A 15,257-nucleotide genomic window follows, 5' to 3' on the forward strand; every position below is an offset into this window, starting at 1 on the left:
GCCCTGCTCAGGGCCTCTCGGTGGCTATCAATCGGCCCGGAATTCATTTAACAGCGGCCGCAGCAGACATCGATATTCGAAGGAGCCGGTCATGAGCAAACCCAGCATCGAACAGGCACGAATGGGCACCGAGGGCATCGCCTTTTGCATCGCGCGGACCCTGATCGAGCGCGACCCGTCGCTGAAGGCGCCGATGCGCGCCAATTTGCGCAAGATGTGGGAACTGCTGGAGGAGCGCGAAGACCACGGTGCCGCCGACATGGTCGACGTCATGATCAAGGCGCTTAACGATCCCGCATTTTTCAAGCCTTGAGTCCGGGCGTGGGTCGTATCGACCCGGAATTTCTCAGGTTCCCGGCCGCGAAACCTCGGTCTCCTTGGAGGTGATGAACTCCAGCAGCACCGGAATGCCTTCCTTGGTTTTGGCGATGCCGCGCTTGATCGCCGGGATGATGTCTTCCGGTTTGGTCACCCGCTCGCCATAGCCGCCGAAGGCGCGCGCCATCGCGGCATAGTCGCCGGAAATATCGGTCGCGCGGTATTTCTCGGTCGAGATCGGCATCACCTTCAATTCGATCGCCATGCTGAAATTGTTCAGCAAGATCGACATGATCGGAATCCGCTCGCGTACCGCGGTCTCGAAATCCATTCCGGTAAAGCCGATCGCCGCATCGCCCCAGACATTGATGCAGAGCTTGTCGGGCTTGGCGAGCTTGGCGCCCAGCGCCAGCCCCAGCCCGTAACCGAGCTGCGTGGTCTTGCCCCAGCCGATATAGGACAGCGGCTCGACCGCTTTCCAGAACGGCGAGAGCTGGTCGCGCGGGCTGCCGGCGTCATGGGTGATGATGGTGTTGTGGATGTCGACGGTCTGCTGCAGGTCCCAGAGCACCCGATAGGGGTTGAGCGGCGCGTCGTTGTGGGTCAGCTTCGGCATCCATTTTGCCAGCCATTCCTTGTGCGAGGCCGCGATCTCGGCGGCGACGGCTTTGGCGTCGCGGTCGGATGTGACGCTGTTGCCGATCTCTGCCAGCAGCGCGTCGAGCACCAGCCCGGCATCGCCGACCAATCCGATCCTGGCTTCGACGTCCTTGTTGAGATGCGCCGGATCGATCGTCGAATGGATGATGGTCTTGCCCTTGGGCATGCCGACCGCGAACGACGTTTCGGTGAAGGAGCAGCCGATGCCGAAGATGACGTCGGCTTCGGCCAGAAACTTCGGCACCGCGCGCGGCATCGCCACGCCGCCGGAGCCGAGCGACAGCGGGTGTGTCTCGGGGAAGGACGACTTGCCGCCGAGGCTGGTGCAGACGGGAATGGCGAGCTTTTCGGCCAGCCGTTTTAATTGCGGCCACGCCTTGGCGTAGTGCACGCCCTGGCCGGCATAGATCACCGGACGCCTGGCGTTGACCAGCAGCGCCGCGGCTTCCTTGATATGTACGGGGTCCGCGCCGTAGCGGGTGCGCAACACCGGCGTATAGTTCAGGGGCTCCGGCACCTCCTCATTCCACATGTCGGCCGGGATTTCCACGATCACCGGCCCGCCGCGGCCGTTTTTCAGCTTGGTGAAGGCGCGCCGGAAGATGTTGCCGACTTCAGCGGCGACGTTGATCGGCTCGGTCGACTTCGCAAACGCCTTCATGGCCTGGCTGGAATTGAAGTTCGGCTCGATATTCGCAAGCCGCCGCGCATAGCCCATCGGCAGCACCAGCACCGGCACGGATTCGCCGTAACACTGCGCGACGCCGCCCATCGCATTCTCCGAGCCCGGACCGTGCTGCATGCAGAAGGCGCCGATGGTGTGTCCGGAACTGAGCCGGGAGATCGCATCCGCCATGTGGATGCCGATGCGTTCCTGCCGCACCATCACGGGACGGATGTCGGCGGCGGCGGCGTGTTCAATCAGATGATTGACCGGGTAGCCGCAAAGGATCTCGATACCTTCGCGCTTCATGATTTCCGCAATGGCGGTGCCGAGTTTCATGCCGATCTCTCCCCGTTTCGGCCGATGTTGGGCTCGGCCCGTGGCGGACAGTTGGAACAGGAATCCATCGCCCGGTAAAGCGCGTGTACCGCCTGTATTGGCGAGGTTCTGGTATCTCGTTTTGCATTCCGATGCCAAGGGACGATGCCGGGGCACGGGCGGAGTCGTCCGCAAAACCCATGTCCGGCGGGCTTGCTCGTTTTCGCAGTGCAACCTTTGCGCCCGGAGAAAACCCACGGTCGCCTTAATTGATTGTTCAGCGTGTTCGTCAACACCCTCGCAACCAATCAGGCTTAATTTCGCCCACGGGATGGGCGCGGAAGAATCCGCATGTCCGGCAACAGGAGTTTCGGATGCGGCCGCTGGTTTTCAGATTCTTGCGCGATCAATCCGGCGCCACCGCGATCGAATATTGCCTGATCGCCACCGGCATCGCCTTTGCGATCATCGCCACCGTCCAGGGCATCGGCCCGCAGCTCAGCACCAAATTCACCGCGGTCAACAATTCGCTGAAATAAGCCTTGGCCGGCGGTCACGGTCGGGACGGCGGCAGCAATTGCCGCCGGGTCAGCGTTTTGGTTGATCTCCGTTCAGCGCCCGCATCATGCCGATGCGCGCGAACATCAGCCAGCCGCCGCCGGTCTCGGCGGCGTTGATCAGGTTTTCCACCGCGACCTGCCAGTGCGGCTGCTGCTGGAGGTCGTGCGGCAAGTTCATGATGTAGTCGGCGGCGTGCTGCAGCGTGACGAGGGCGCGGTCGCCGCCAAGCTTGATCGGTTCGTCGAATTGCGTCGACCACGGCATCTCAAGCCTGACGTTGCAGGCGGCCCAAGCCAGGAATGTTCGCGCGTCGCTTCCCGCGCCGGCGCATCAGCCGGCCTTTTTCGACCGCGCCGCAGCGCGCAACGGCTTTGGCGCCTTCTTTGGCGCCGGCACCCTGGTTTCTTCCCTGGCCGCGCCCTTGCCGCTGATCGGCAGCAGCATCTCGCGCTGGCCGGCGGCGGCCTTGCGCGGCTTCTTGCCCTTGGCTGCCTTGGCCGGGGCAGGGGAGGACCGCTTCTCGCTGGCGAGGCTGCGCTTTAACGCATCCATCAGGTTGATGACGTTGCCGCCGGTTTTCGGCGCGGGCTTTGCCGCGGTGGGCAGGCCGCTGCGCTTCTGGTTGATGAGATCGATCAGCGCGGATTCGTAGCGGTCCTCGAACTGCTCGGGGTCGAACGAGCCGGATTTCTGTTCGACGATGTGTTTCGCCAGATCCAGCATGTCCTTGGTGACCTTCACGTCCTGGATGTCGTCGAAATATTCCTTTTCGCTGCGCACCTCGTAAGGGTAGCGCAGCAGCGTTCCCATCAGGCCCTTGCCGAGCGGTTCCAGCGCGATGATGTGCTCGCGATTGGTCAAAACCACGCGGCCGATCGCGACCTTGTTCATGCTGCGGACGGTTTCGCGGATCACCGCGAAGGCGTCATGGCCGACCTTGCCGTCGGGCACCAGGTAATAGGGCCGGATCAGATAGCGGTTGTCGATATCGGTCTTGGGGACAAATTCGTCGATCTCGATGGTGCGTGTCGACTCCAGCGCGATGTCCTCAAGCTCTTCCTTCGATACCTCGACATAAGTGTCGGTATCGACCTTGTAGCCCTTCATGATGTCGTCGGCCGCGACTTCCTCGCCGGTGTCGGCATCGACCTTGGCATATTTGATGCGATGGCCGGTCTTGCGGTTGATCTGGTTGAAGGAGACCTTCTCGGTATCCGACGTCGCCGGATACAGGGCGACCGGGCAGGTCACGAGCGAAAGGCGTAAAAAGCCTTTCCAGTTGGCGCGGGGGGCCATGGCGATACTCCGAAACGCAACAGACGGCGATGCAGCAGACGACCCGGAACGATACCACCGGGAAACCCGGATTCAAGGCGCGCGGGCCGGGAATCTCCCAACGGCGTTAACCGAGACGAGGCCGGTTGGTTGCCTGCCGGATTTGAGGGATTGGAACGCCGCCATCGCGGGCTTTTCGGGGGTCCGGACGCGACCCCGCAGGCCGCGAGAACCGGAACATCGCTCCCGATCATGCGTTGCTTTCGACAGGTTGTGCCGCAAGGCATCGCCGCGACTTTTGGATCGAGGTACCCATGGCAACACATCAACAGGGCCGGATCGTCGAAACCCCGACCGAAGCACGCCAGGCCGAGCCGGGCCCCTCGGTGCTTGCTCTCCTGACCGTCTCGACCGGGCTGACGGTACTGATCCTCGGCGTGCTCTGGTTCGTGTTCTTCCGCACCTGAGGTGCCGCGACTATTCCGGCAAACCGGTTTACCCAGGCCGGCCGGCGGGTTGATAGTCTGGATCGATTGGAATAGCACCCTCCCGGATTTTGCCGGGAATGCAGCCGCCGTATGAGCCTGACCTACGTCATCCCCGACATTCACGGCCGATACGATCTGCTCGACCAGGGTCTGGCTGATATCGCCGCGTACTCAGCGGGCAAAGCCGGCGTCATCGTCACGATAGGCGACTACGTCGACAAGGGACCGCAGAGCAAACAGGTCATCGACCGGCTGCTGCCGGGCGCCCCCGAAGGCTGGCGTTTGGTTACATTGAAAGGCAACCACGATGCGATGATGGCGCAAGCGCTGCGCGATCGCTCGAAGATGGCCTGGTGGATCCAGAAGGGCGGCGATACCGCGCTTCGTTCCTATGGCGGCGATCCCGACGCCGTGCCGCAAGCTCATCTCGCCTGGCTCGATGGTCTGCGGCTGATGCATGTCGACAGCCACCGGGTCTACGTTCACGCCGGTGTCGATCCCGAGGTTCCGCTGGATCGGCAGAGCGAAGCCACGCTGTTGTGGAAACGCTATCCAAAAGGATTCTCCGGCGGGTTCGGCCAATTTCACGTCGTTCATGGCCACGACAATTTCCCCGACGGACCGCTGCTGTACGAAGGCCGCACCAATCTGGATACGCAGGCGTGGCGGACAGGACGGCTGGTGATCGGGGTGTTCGACGATGACAGGCCGGGCGGTCCCATCGACTTGATCGTGGTCAGGCGATCGCCGGCGGAACAATAGCCGCCGGTATCATCGACGCTGGTCCGCGCGACGGCGCCGCGCGGACCTATTGGGGCTTCCGATTCGACATGTTAGTTTTTTTCGAATTTGCGGCCCGATCCCGGAAGCAGGCGGAATTGCCGGGGTTTAGTTGTGTACAGACAGTTATGAAGAAAAAGTAATATTGCTGCGGCTGCCCGTTCATAGCCCGTTCACGCCGGCCGGGTTCATCTTGATGGCGGATATTATGCGGCCCACACGCGGAGATTAGCTTGCGCCTGCTCGTCGTTGAAGATGATCCGGATCTCAATCGTCAGCTTACGACAGCGCTGACCGACGCCGGTTATGTGGTGGATCGCGCATTCGACGGCGAGGAGGGCCATTTTCTCGGCGACAGCGAACCCTACGACGCCGTGGTGCTCGACATCGGGCTGCCGAAGATGGACGGTATCTCGGTGCTGGAGGCTTGGCGCCGCAACGGACGGGTGATGCCGGTACTGATCCTCACCGCGCGCGATCGCTGGAGCGACAAGGTGCAGGGCTTCGACGCCGGCGCCGACGACTACGTCGCCAAACCGTTTCATCTCGAGGAAATCCTGGCCCGGATGCGCGCGCTGCTGCGCCGCTCCGCCGGCCACGCCCAGTCGGAGCTGACTTGCGGGCCGGTTTCGCTCGATACCAGGACGGGGCGGGTCAGCGTATCCGGCAATCCGATCAAGATGACCTCACACGAATATCGGCTGCTGGCCTACCTCATGCATCACACCGGGCGCGTGGTGTCGCGCACCGAGCTCGTCGAGCACCTCTACGACCAGGATTTCGACCGCGACTCCAATACCATCGAAGTGTTCGTCGGCCGCATCCGCAAGAAGCTGGATGTCGATATCATCCAGACCGTGCGGGGGCTCGGCTATCTGCTGACGCCGCCGACGCCCGGCACCTGATTTAGCGGTGCCGGCCGGCTGCGGGCTTATCTTTTTGGTTCGAGCATGATCTTGTCCGAACCCCGGGATCCATCTATCGGGTCGTGGCCCGAGGACCGGCTTTTGGGATCCTGCACCGATGCGCGCTAGCTCGCTCGCCACAAGGCTGTTCCTGTCTGCGACCGCGTGGGTGGTGGTGATCCTGCTCATCACCGGCATCGTGCTGTCGTCGGTCTACCGAGACGCCACCGAGCGGGCCTTCGATCGCCGGCTCAATCTCTATCTGCGCACCCTGATCGCCGAAGTCGCGACCCCGGATGAACCGCCCGACCATCAATTCCAGTCGCTGGGCGAGCCGCTGTTCGAGCTGCCGCTGTCCGGCTGGTACTGGCAGATCACCCGCACCGACGGAGAGAAACCCGAGCCGCGCGCGTCGCGTTCGCTGTGGGACAAGAAGCTGCCCAAGCTCGAAGAGCAGGGCGCGGAGTTGACCGCGGCCGGCATCCGGCTCGGCTATGTCGAGGGGCCCGAGGGCCAGAACCTGCGGATGGTGGAGCGGCCGGTCGATCTCGGCGCCGACGGCAAATTCCTGGTCAGCGTTGCCGGCGACGCCACCGAGATTTTCGACGAGACGCGCACTTTCGATTATTACCTCGGCGGCACCTTCGTGGCGTTGTCGATCGTGCTGGTGCTGACCACGATCTTCCAGGTTCGCTTCGGCCTGGCACCGCTCAAACGCATTTCAGATTCGATCGCCGATATCCGTTCCGGGCGCGCCGAGCGGCTCGAGGGCGAGTTTCCGGTCGAGATCGCGCCGCTGGCGCGCGAGACCAACGCGCTGATCGAGGCCAACCGTGAAATCGTCGAGCGCGCCCGGACCCATGTCGGCAATCTCGCGCACGCCATCAAGACGCCGCTGTCGGTGATCGTCAACGAGGCCGCCGCGCATGCTGCCGATCCCTTTGCGACCAAGGTTCTCGAGCAGGCCGATGTGATGCGCGATCAGGTGGCGCACCATCTGGAACGCGCCCGCATCGCCGCGCGTCCCACCATTATCGGTACCGTCACCGAAGTTGCGCCCGCGATCGAGGCGTTGCGCCGGACCATGGAGAAGATTCATCGCCATCGCGGCATCGCCATCGCAATCAAGGCCGATCCGTCAGCGAAATTTCGCGGCGAGCGGCAGGACCTCGAGGAGATGGCCGGCAACCTGGTCGACAATGCCTGCAAATGGGCGGCCTCCGAGGTGTTCATCGAGGTGCTGGTGGAACCGCCGGTCGAGGCCGGCGCCAGCCCGATGCTGCGGATCATCGTCGATGATGACGGGCGCGGGCTGTCGGCGGCCGAGCAGGCGCAGGTCTCGCAGCGTGGTCAGCGGCTCGACGAATCCAAGCCGGGATCGGGGCTCGGGCTGTCGATCGTGATCGATCTCGCCGCGCTCTATGGCGGCAGCCTTTCACTCGGCGGGGCGCCGACCGGAGGACTGCGGGCGGAACTGGTGCTGCCGGGGGTGTGAACCCAGCCGGTGTAGCCGCCAACTGCATCATTCCTAACGACTTCTTAACGCCGGGGCTTTTATCATGCCGGCGCACGCGTTGGGCCGTCCGCGCGACACAGCATCCATACCGGGCGCATGAGCCAGACATCGACCGAGCGGCTGAGGGACTATCTCGCGCAGCTTCCGCCGCAGTCGCAGGCGCTGCTGATGCGGGAGTTCGAACGCGCCATCGAACGCGGCCAGGATACCGTGGTCGCGACCTTCGTGCTCGAGCAGTTGCGCAAGGTCGTACGTGGAACCGAAGACGAGGAGGCGCAGCCGCGCACCGACGATCCGGCGCGGCTGTTGTTCCGCCCGCTCGAGCCGTTTCTGATCGAGGGCAATTTCCCACCGCGGCCGGGTCAAATCCATCGTGCATCGCTGCTGCCGGTGTGGCGATGGCTGAACCGCGACGGCGCGCCCGATCAGGTGCGTGAATTCGAAGCGGCGCTGGCGCGGGCGCGCGAAACCGGGACGTCCACCGGGTTGGAAGCAGCGACCGCCAAATTCCAGCTGGCCGCGGCCGCCGCGATCTTCAAGATCGCCACCCCGGTGCCCGGAGGCGACCACCAGCGCGCACTGGCCCGCGTCGGTCCAGCGGATGTGATCGAGGACCTAGTGCCAATCGGCTCGGTGCTCGAGGCGCACGAAGCGCTCGACGCTCTCAACGCCCGGCTTCCCGGTTCCTTGCGGACTTTCTCGGATTCGCAGACCACCTCGGTAAGCGCTGCTATCGACGTTCCCGCTTTGCAAACCTTGCAGATGCTGCCGTTCGTGCTGTCGCTGGTCATGCAGCGGCTGACCGCGCCATGGCAAATCATTCGCCTGGCCATCAAGATGGCTGCGTCCGACGATGAATTCCGCGTCGCAGCTACGCCTTACGGCATCGCCGTCACCATGGCGCTGCACGACCTGTCCTGTTTGGCTGCCAGCCTGCGTTCGGACATCAGGCGCGGCCAGTTCGATTACGTGGCCGAGCATCTCAAGACGCTCCACGACGGCGTGCGCGGCTTGCGCACCGAACTCGACCTTCGCAACGATTCCGCGTGGGGCAAGCAGTTGATGTCGATCCGGGCCGATACCTCCAACGCGCTGCAGTCGGAAATCGACAGCGTACCCGGCCGCGTCCGGCGTCTGCTGCGCCAGCGCGCCGACAAGGATATCTCCGCCGGCGCCAGGGTCGATGCCAGCGAGGTCGACGAGACCGCCGCATTGATCGATTTCGTCGCGGTTTGCCGTACCTATGCCAGCGAACTTGCGATCAACGAGGTCACGCTGCGGACCTATTCCGACCTGCAGCATTATGTCGAGCATTCCACCGAGTCGCTGGTGCAATCGCTGCGCAGCGTCGACATCAAAACGCGCGCCTACCGGCAGATGCAGGTCCAGGCGGCCATCCGCTTCTGCGACGTGCTGTTCGGCCACGACTACGCGTCGCTGATGGGCCGGGCGGCTGAAAATGCGTTGACCGGCGAACGCAAGGCTTCGCGCGCCGGCTGATCCGGCAATTTCCGCATTGTTTGCAAGGGTTTCTCCGTTGCAATTGCCGATTGCCGGGCTTGCCGCCGGTGGTGTAAAGCGGCGCATCGGCGCCCTGGCGCCGTGGCATCGGAACCGGTTTGAATGACGCTGTGGTTTGTGTTCGCGCTAATGACGGCGGCGGCTGTTTTCGCCGTGTTGCTGCCGTTGGGCCGGGGTCCGCGGCCGCAAAGCGACGGCAGCGAGGCCGCGGTTTACAAGGACCAACTCGCCGAGATCGACCGCGACGTTGCAGCTAGCCTGATTGGCCCTTCCGAAGCCGAAGCCGCTCGCGTCGAGATCGGCCGCCGCCTGCTGGCCGCGGCGGATCATCAGCGCGATCCGCCGATGGCATCGAACATCTTTTTGCGCCGTTCGGTTGCCATCGTCGCTTTGGTGGGACTGCCGATCGCGGCGATCGCCCTTTATCTTCCGCTCGGCTCGCCGCGGCTCGGCGATTTTCCGCTGGCGGAACGGACCCGCGTGCCCGATGCCACGCAGCCGCTCGACAATCTGGTGGCGCAGGTCGAGGCGCATCTGGAGAAAAATCCGACCGACGGCCGGGGCTGGAACGTGCTGGCGCCGGTACTGGCGAGGCTTGGCCGTTACGACGATGCGGTTCGCGCCTACCATAATTCGATCACCTATAACGGCGACAGTGCGGCGCGCCGGGCTGATCTCGGCGAAGCCCTGACGGGTGCCGCAGGTGGTGTCGTTACCGCGGAGGCCAAGGCTGAGTTTGAACGCGCGGTTGCATTGAACGCCGACGAGGTCAAGGCGCGCTACTTCCTCGGATTGGCCGCCGAACAGGACGGCGACACCACGCAAGCCGCGTCGATGTGGCGGGCGATGCTGGCAACGGCGCCGCCGGATGCGCCGTGGCGTCCGCTGGTCCAGGCTGCGCTGGCGCGGATCGAGGGTCCCGGCGCGCCGGCGCTGCCGGACGCCACCGTGGCTGCGGCAAAAGACATGAATGAAACCGACCGCAACGCCATGATTCATGGCATGGTCGATCGGCTCGCCAGCCGGTTGAAGCAAAACGGCGACGATGTCGAAGGATGGCTGCGGCTGGTACGGGCCTATATGGTGATGGGTGACCGCGACAAGGCGAAAAGCGCGTTGACGGACGCCCGACAGGCGGTCGCCAACGATGCCGAGCGGCTGCGGCAATTGAACGAGGGCCTGAAAAATCTCGGGCTGGACGGATAGGCATGATGGCGAAAAGTGTGAAACGGCTTTCGGACAACATCATGCGTAAAGGACGCACATGACGCGCAAGCAGCGGCGTTTGACCATGATCGGCGGTTCGCTCACGGTGCTCGCACTGGCGGTGGCGCTGGTGCTGAACGCGATGCGCGATTCGATCGTGTTTTTCTCGACGCCGGGCATGGTGGCCGAGAAACATATTCTGCCGGGCAAGCGGTTTCGGCTTGGCGGCCTGGTTGAAAACGGCTCGCTGGTGCGCGGCGACAACCTCGCCGTAAGTTTCAAGGTATCCGACGGCAACGCGACGCTGCCCGTCGCCTACAAGGGAATTCTTCCCGATCTGTTTCGCGAGGGGCAGGGCGTGGTCGCCGAAGGCGCGCTCGACCCGTCCGGCGTGTTCAGGGCCGACACCGTGCTTGCCAAACACGACGAGAACTACATGCCGAGGGATCTCGCGGACGCGCTGAAGAAGCAGGGGCACTGGAAGGACGACTACGGCGCGAAGACCGATGATAATGCGAAGCAAGCCAAGCAAGGTGTATCGCAGTGATCGCGGAAGCCGGACATTACGCCCTGGTGCTGGCGCTCGGCCTCGCGCTGATCCAGTCGACCGTGCCGATGCTGGGCGCACGCTGGCATGATGCTGCCTTGATGAACGTGGCGCGCTCGACCGCGCTGGCGCAATTATTGTTCGCGCTGGCGTCGTTCGCCGCGCTGGTGACGCTGCACGTCACCTCGGATTTTTCCGTCGTCAACGTGTTCGAGAATTCGCATTCGCTAAAACCCCTGATCTACAAGATCACTGGCGTGTGGGGCAATCACGAAGGCTCGATGCTGCTGTGGGTGTCGATCCTGGCGCTGTTCGGGGGCCTCGTTGCGGCATTCGGCAACAACCTGCCGCTGTCGCTGCGCGCCCATGTGCTAGCGGTGCAAGCCTGGATCGCCAGTGCGTTCTATCTGTTCATCCTGATCACCTCGAACCCGTTCCTGCGCATCGCCAATCCGCCGATCGAGGGCCGCGACCTCAATCCGGTGCTGCAGGACATCGGTCTGGCCGTGCATCCGCCGATGCTCTATCTCGGCTATGTCGGCTTCTCGATCTCGTTTTCGTTCGCGGTTGCCGCCCTGATCGAAGGCCGGATCGACGCGGCATGGGCGCGTTGGGTGCGGCCCTGGACGCTGGTGGCGTGGATCTTCCTGACGCTCGGCATCGCCATGGGCTCGTACTGGGCCTATTACGAACTCGGCTGGGGCGGCTGGTGGTTCTGGGATCCGGTCGAGAATGCTTCGTTGATGCCGTGGCTCGCCGGCACCGCGTTGCTGCATTCGGCGGTGGTGATGGAAAAGCGCAACGCGCTCAAGGTTTGGACCATCCTGCTGGCGATCCTGACCTTCTCGCTGTCATTGCTCGGCACCTTCCTGGTGCGCTCCGGCGTGTTGACGTCGGTTCATGCCTTCGCGACCGACCCAACGCGCGGCGTCTTTATCCTGCTGATCCTGTGCACCTTCATCGGCGGCAGCCTGACGCTGTATGCCTGGCGCGCCTCCGCGCTGAAGCAGGGCGGCCTGTTCGCGCCGATCTCGCGCGAGGGCGCGCTGGTGCTCAACAATCTGTTCCTCACCACCGCCTGCGCGACCGTGTTCATCGGAACGCTGTATCCGCTGGCGCTGGAAGTTCTGACCGGCGACAAGATTTCGGTCGGCGCGCCGTTCTTCAACCTGACCTTCGCACCCTTGTTCGTTCCATTGATGATCGCGGTGCCGTTCGGGCCATTGCTGGCGTGGAAGCGCGGCGATCTCTTGGGCGCGGCGCAGCGCCTGATGGCGGCCGGCATCGCCGCCCTGATCGCGTTCGCGGTGCTGTGGGCCTGGACCCGCGGCGGAAGCGCGCTTGCGCCGCTCGCAATCGGATTGGCCGTGTTCGTCATCGCGGGGGCGTTGTGCGATCTTGCCGAGCGCACCGGCCTGTTCCGCGCGCCGGTTGCAACGGCGGTGCGGCGGGCGCGCGGATTGCCGCGCTCGACCTGGGGCACGGCGTTCGCCCATGCCGGCGTCGGCGTCGCCCTGATCGGGATCGTCTGCGAGACGACGTGGAACAGCGAATACATCGGATCGATGAAGGCAGGCGACGTGGCGAAGATCGCCGGCTACGAAGTCGAGCTCGATAGCCTTGCGCAGCGCCAGGGGCCGAATTTTCGCGAAATGGTGGCGCAGTTCACCGTGAGTCTCGATGGTCGACGGCTCAGCGAGATGACGCCGTCGAAGCGCAACTACCCTGCACGGGGATCGTCGACCACCGAGGCGGCGTTGCTGACGCGCGGCGTGAGCCAGCTCTATATTTCGCTCGGCGATACCGCCGACGGCACCATCGCGGTGCGCATCTATCACAAGCCGTTGGTGCTGCTGATCTGGTTCGGTCCCGTGCTGATGGCGTTCGGCGGCATGCTGTCGCTATCGGACCGGCGGCTGCGCGTCGGCGCGCCGAAGCCGGCCCGGGCGCCGCGCGGGTTGCAGCCGGCGGAGTGACCATTTGAAACGAGTCCTTGCCGGCATATTTGCGGTGGCCGTGATGGTGGGGTCATCGGCCGTTTGCGCCGTGCAGCCCGACGAGATCATGGCGGATCCGGTAAAGGAAGCGCGGGCGCGGGATTTGTCGCGCGAGTTGCGCTGCATGGTGTGCCAGAACCAGTCGATCGACGATTCCGAAGCGCCACTGGCGCGCGATTTGCGGCTGCTGGTGCGCGAGCGAATCGCGGCCGGCGACAGCGATGCGCAGGTGATCGATTTCCTGGTGGCGCGCTATGGCGAATTCGTGCTGCTGAAACCGCGGTTCAACCCCCATACGCTGATGTTGTGGCTGCTGCCGCCGCTGGCGCTGGCCGGGGGCGGCTTCGCGCTGTGGATCTACGGCCGGCGCCGGTCGAGATCGGCCTCGGCGGAGGATCAATCCCCGGCAAAACTGAGCGCGGACGAACAGGCACGGCTGGAACGGCTGATGGCGGCGGAACCGTCGCCCGACGGGCCGGTTTAACCCCTGGATTTAACCGGGATTTCGCCCTGCGATAAACTGCCGCATTGGTTCCCCCGTTTATTACCAAAGTTTAATTCCCCCGCCAGCGCGCTGTAAGGCAACGAACCCCATGTTGAGGCCCATCAGGTGCCCGCCCCCGCACCGACCCCTTGGAGATTTCTGTATGACCGACCGTCCCACCGATCTTTCGTCGCTACCGTCTTACCGGGCGCCGCGCCATCAGCTGTTCTCGGCGCGTAAATTCGCTTTGATGGCTTCGGTCGTTGCCGGCCTCGGCGTTGCCGTCTACGGTTTTGCGCCTTCGCACCGCCCGGTCGATATTTTCACCACCAGCGCGCATGCGCAGGTCAATAACGAAGTCCGCAAGGTCGAAAAGCCGATCGGCTTTGCCGATATCGTCGAGCGCGTGAAGCCGTCGGTGATTTCGGTCAAGGTCAACATCAACCAGAAGATTGCCAGGGACGACAGCGGCAATGGCAATGACGAGTCGCCGTTCCAGCCGGGATCGCCGATGGAGCGTTTCTTCCGCCGATTTGGCGGACCCGATGGCCTGCCGCCGGGCATGCGCGGCCCGCGTGGCCGTGGCATCATAACCGGACAGGGGTCCGGCTTCTTTATTTCCGCCGACGGCTACGCCGTCACCAACAATCACGTCGTTGACGGCGCCGACAAGGTCGAAGTCACCACCGACGACGGCAAGACCTATACCGCGAAGGTGATCGGCACCGACGCCCGCACCGACGTTGCCCTGATCAAGGTCGAGGGCGGCTCGAACTTCCCCTTCGCCAAGCTGTCCGACGGCAAGCCTCGGATCGGCGACTGGGTGCTTGCGGTCGGCAATCCCTTCGGTCTCGGCGGCACCGTAACGGCCGGCATTGTCTCGGCCAGCGGCCGCGACATCGGCAACGGCCCGTACGATGATTTCATCCAGATCGACGCGCCCGTCAACAAGGGTAACTCCGGCGGCCCGGCCTTCAATACCGAAGGCGAAGTGATGGGCGTCAACACCGCGATCTACTCGCCATCGGGCGGCAGCGTCGGCATCGCGTTCTCAATCCCGGCCTCGACCGTGAAGACGGTGATCGCTCAGCTCAAGGACAAGGGCTCGGTCAGCCGCGGCTGGATCGGCGTCCAGATTCAACCCGTCACGGCCGATATTGCCGACAGCCTCGGCCTCAAGAAGGCGGAAGGCGCGCTGGTTGCAGAACCCCAGGCCAATGGCCCCGCCGCCAAGGCCGGCATCGAATCCGGTGACGTGATCACCGCCGTCAATGGCGAGCAGGTCAAGGATGCCCGCGAGCTCGCCCGCACCATCGGCGGTCTTGCGCCCGGCAATTCGGTGAAGCTCAACGTGCTGCACAAGGGCCAGGACAAGGTCGTCAGCCTGACGCTGGGCCAGTTGCCCAACTCGGTGGAGGCCAACGCCGATACCGATAATGGCGACAAGACCAGTCCGAGCCGTGGAACCGACGTGCCTAAGCTGGGGTTGACGCTTGCGCCCGCCAACAGCGTCGCCGGCGCCGGCAAGGATGGCGTCGTCGTGACAGAAGTCGATCCGAAGAGTGCGGCGGCCGAGCGTGGCTTCAAGGAAGGCGATGTCATTCTCGAAGTCGCCGGCAAGAGCGTCGCCAATGTCGGCGATGTCCGCGAAGCCATCGCGGCTGCGCGCAGCGACAACAAGAACAGCGTTCTGATGCGGGTCAAATCGAATGGCGGTGCGGCACACTTCGTCGCGGTGCCGCTGGCGAAGGGCTGACGCCAGGACGTTTGCGAAATGGGGAGTGTCGCCGGCATAGTCGCCCCCGCCGACGGCTCTTTCCGGGGAGCGGGTCAACAGCTCGCTCCCCATGGTTTCCTTCCTTCCGGTGGAATTCGCCCCCCTCCGTCGGAAGGCTCTAAGGGCGGTGAGGTTCCCCAGCTTCACCGCCCGCTTTTTTTGAAAAGGTTCGGAAAATGCGGGTCGCCTTGCATGAAGATGCCGACCGCGCCATGGTGACAGAAAGCCGACTTGACTTGA

General features: G+C 64.0%; 14 protein-coding genes and 1 pseudogene. 12 read left to right on the forward strand and 3 right to left on the reverse strand.

All coding sequences use genetic code 11. The features are described from left to right. Nucleotides 1–91: 91 nt before the first annotated feature. Nucleotides 92–313: a hypothetical protein gene (locus E7813_RS22525; RefSeq protein ID WP_291577478.1), complete on the forward strand. Its 222-nt coding sequence runs from the start codon at nt 92–94 to the stop codon at nt 311–313. Nucleotides 314–346: 33 nt separating this feature from the next. Here E7813_RS22525 and E7813_RS22530 read toward each other — a convergent pair whose 3' ends face one another. Continuing rightward, entirely contained in the window at nt 347–1,981 is a 1,635-nt protein-coding gene (locus E7813_RS22530; RefSeq protein WP_291577479.1) for a thiamine pyrophosphate-requiring protein, read from the reverse strand. A gap of 353 nt (nt 1,982–2,334) precedes the next feature. Between E7813_RS22530 and E7813_RS22535 the strand changes: the two genes are divergently transcribed. Next, nucleotides 2,335–2,499, forward strand: a complete 165-nt coding sequence (locus tag E7813_RS22535; protein ID WP_291577480.1) for a Flp family type IVb pilin — start codon at nt 2,335–2,337, stop codon at nt 2,497–2,499. Nucleotides 2,500–2,548: 49 nt separating this feature from the next. Here the strand turns inward: E7813_RS22535 and E7813_RS22540 are convergent, their stop codons facing one another. Both E7813_RS22540 and E7813_RS22545 read right to left on the reverse strand, forming a co-directional pair. Continuing rightward, the gene (locus E7813_RS22540; RefSeq protein ID WP_291577481.1) at nt 2,549–2,785 is read right to left on the reverse strand and encodes a hypothetical protein; all 237 of its coding nucleotides are present in this window, start codon (nt 2,783–2,785) and stop codon (nt 2,549–2,551) included. A gap of 66 nt (nt 2,786–2,851) precedes the next feature. Then, on the reverse strand, nt 2,852–3,817 hold the full coding sequence (locus E7813_RS22545) for a Ku protein (protein ID WP_291577482.1): 966 nt from the start codon (nt 3,815–3,817) through the stop codon (nt 2,852–2,854). Between the two features lie 293 nt (nt 3,818–4,110). On the opposite strand from E7813_RS22545, the gene E7813_RS22550 reads away from it, so the two are divergent. From E7813_RS22550 to E7813_RS22595, 10 genes and pseudogenes are all read left to right on the forward strand, one after another. Further along, nucleotides 4,111–4,263, forward strand: coding sequence for a hypothetical protein (locus E7813_RS22550; protein ID WP_291577483.1), 153 nt, complete (start codon nt 4,111–4,113; stop codon nt 4,261–4,263). 111 nt (nt 4,264–4,374) lie between these two features. Then, nucleotides 4,375–5,046: a metallophosphoesterase gene (locus E7813_RS22555; RefSeq protein ID WP_291577484.1), complete on the forward strand. Its 672-nt coding sequence runs from the start codon at nt 4,375–4,377 to the stop codon at nt 5,044–5,046. 251 nt (nt 5,047–5,297) lie between these two features. Beyond that, nucleotides 5,298–5,969, forward strand: coding sequence for a response regulator transcription factor (locus E7813_RS22560; protein ID WP_291577485.1), 672 nt, complete (start codon nt 5,298–5,300; stop codon nt 5,967–5,969). 118 nt (nt 5,970–6,087) lie between these two features. Then, nucleotides 6,088–7,464 carry a sensor histidine kinase gene (locus E7813_RS22565; protein ID WP_291577486.1) on the forward strand — a complete coding sequence of 459 codons (1,377 nt, stop codon included), beginning with the start codon at nt 6,088–6,090 and terminating at the stop codon, nt 7,462–7,464. Between the two features lie 117 nt (nt 7,465–7,581). Beyond that, entirely contained in the window at nt 7,582–8,985 is a 1,404-nt protein-coding gene (locus tag E7813_RS22570; protein ID WP_291577487.1) for a hypothetical protein, read from the forward strand. A gap of 123 nt (nt 8,986–9,108) precedes the next feature. Next, nucleotides 9,109–10,212 (forward strand): c-type cytochrome biogenesis protein CcmI, encoded by a 1,104-nt coding sequence (gene ccmI, locus E7813_RS22575; RefSeq protein WP_291577488.1) that lies wholly within the window; start codon nt 9,109–9,111, stop codon nt 10,210–10,212. A 58-nt stretch (nt 10,213–10,270) separates the two neighbouring features. Then, a pseudogene (gene ccmE, locus E7813_RS22580) lies at nt 10,271–10,714 on the forward strand (cytochrome c maturation protein CcmE); the annotation flags it as partial. A 41-nt stretch (nt 10,715–10,755) separates the two neighbouring features. Continuing rightward, nucleotides 10,756–12,735: a heme lyase CcmF/NrfE family subunit gene (locus E7813_RS22585; protein ID WP_291577490.1), complete on the forward strand. Its 1,980-nt coding sequence runs from the start codon at nt 10,756–10,758 to the stop codon at nt 12,733–12,735. A 4-nt stretch (nt 12,736–12,739) separates the two neighbouring features. Next, nucleotides 12,740–13,240 carry a cytochrome c-type biogenesis protein gene (locus tag E7813_RS22590; RefSeq protein WP_291577491.1) on the forward strand — a complete coding sequence of 167 codons (501 nt, stop codon included), beginning with the start codon at nt 12,740–12,742 and terminating at the stop codon, nt 13,238–13,240. Nucleotides 13,241–13,403: 163 nt separating this feature from the next. Then, complete coding sequence (locus E7813_RS22595; protein WP_291577493.1) at nt 13,404–14,996, forward strand: Do family serine endopeptidase; 1,593 nt, start codon at nt 13,404–13,406, stop codon at nt 14,994–14,996. The last annotated feature ends 261 nt before the right edge of the window (nt 14,997–15,257 follow it).

The sequence above is a fragment of the Bradyrhizobium sp. genome (assembly GCF_004799405.1).
Classification (GTDB): domain Bacteria; phylum Pseudomonadota; class Alphaproteobacteria; order Rhizobiales; family Xanthobacteraceae; genus Bradyrhizobium.

What these genes read in the sequence shown, in the direction of transcription:
- E7813_RS22545 (WP_291577482.1), bottom strand. Translation starts at nt 3,817, where the DNA reads ATGGCCCCCCGCGCCAACTGGAAAGGCTTTTTACGCCTTTCGCTCGTG.
- E7813_RS22530 (WP_291577479.1), bottom strand. Translation starts at nt 1,981, where the DNA reads ATGAAACTCGGCACCGCCATTGCGGAAATCATGAAGCGCGAAGGTATC.
- E7813_RS22570 (WP_291577487.1), top strand. Translation starts at nt 7,582, where the DNA reads ATGAGCCAGACATCGACCGAGCGGCTGAGGGACTATCTCGCGCAGCTT.
- E7813_RS22540 (WP_291577481.1), bottom strand. Translation starts at nt 2,785, where the DNA reads ATGCCGTGGTCGACGCAATTCGACGAACCGATCAAGCTTGGCGGCGAC.
- E7813_RS22550 (WP_291577483.1), top strand. Translation starts at nt 4,111, where the DNA reads ATGGCAACACATCAACAGGGCCGGATCGTCGAAACCCCGACCGAAGCA.
- E7813_RS22595 (WP_291577493.1), top strand. Translation starts at nt 13,404, where the DNA reads ATGACCGACCGTCCCACCGATCTTTCGTCGCTACCGTCTTACCGGGCG.
- E7813_RS22525 (WP_291577478.1), top strand. Translation starts at nt 92, where the DNA reads ATGAGCAAACCCAGCATCGAACAGGCACGAATGGGCACCGAGGGCATC.
- E7813_RS22535 (WP_291577480.1), top strand. Translation starts at nt 2,335, where the DNA reads ATGCGGCCGCTGGTTTTCAGATTCTTGCGCGATCAATCCGGCGCCACC.
- ccmI (WP_291577488.1), top strand. Translation starts at nt 9,109, where the DNA reads ATGACGCTGTGGTTTGTGTTCGCGCTAATGACGGCGGCGGCTGTTTTC.
- E7813_RS22565 (WP_291577486.1), top strand. Translation starts at nt 6,088, where the DNA reads ATGCGCGCTAGCTCGCTCGCCACAAGGCTGTTCCTGTCTGCGACCGCG.
- E7813_RS22555 (WP_291577484.1), top strand. Translation starts at nt 4,375, where the DNA reads ATGAGCCTGACCTACGTCATCCCCGACATTCACGGCCGATACGATCTG.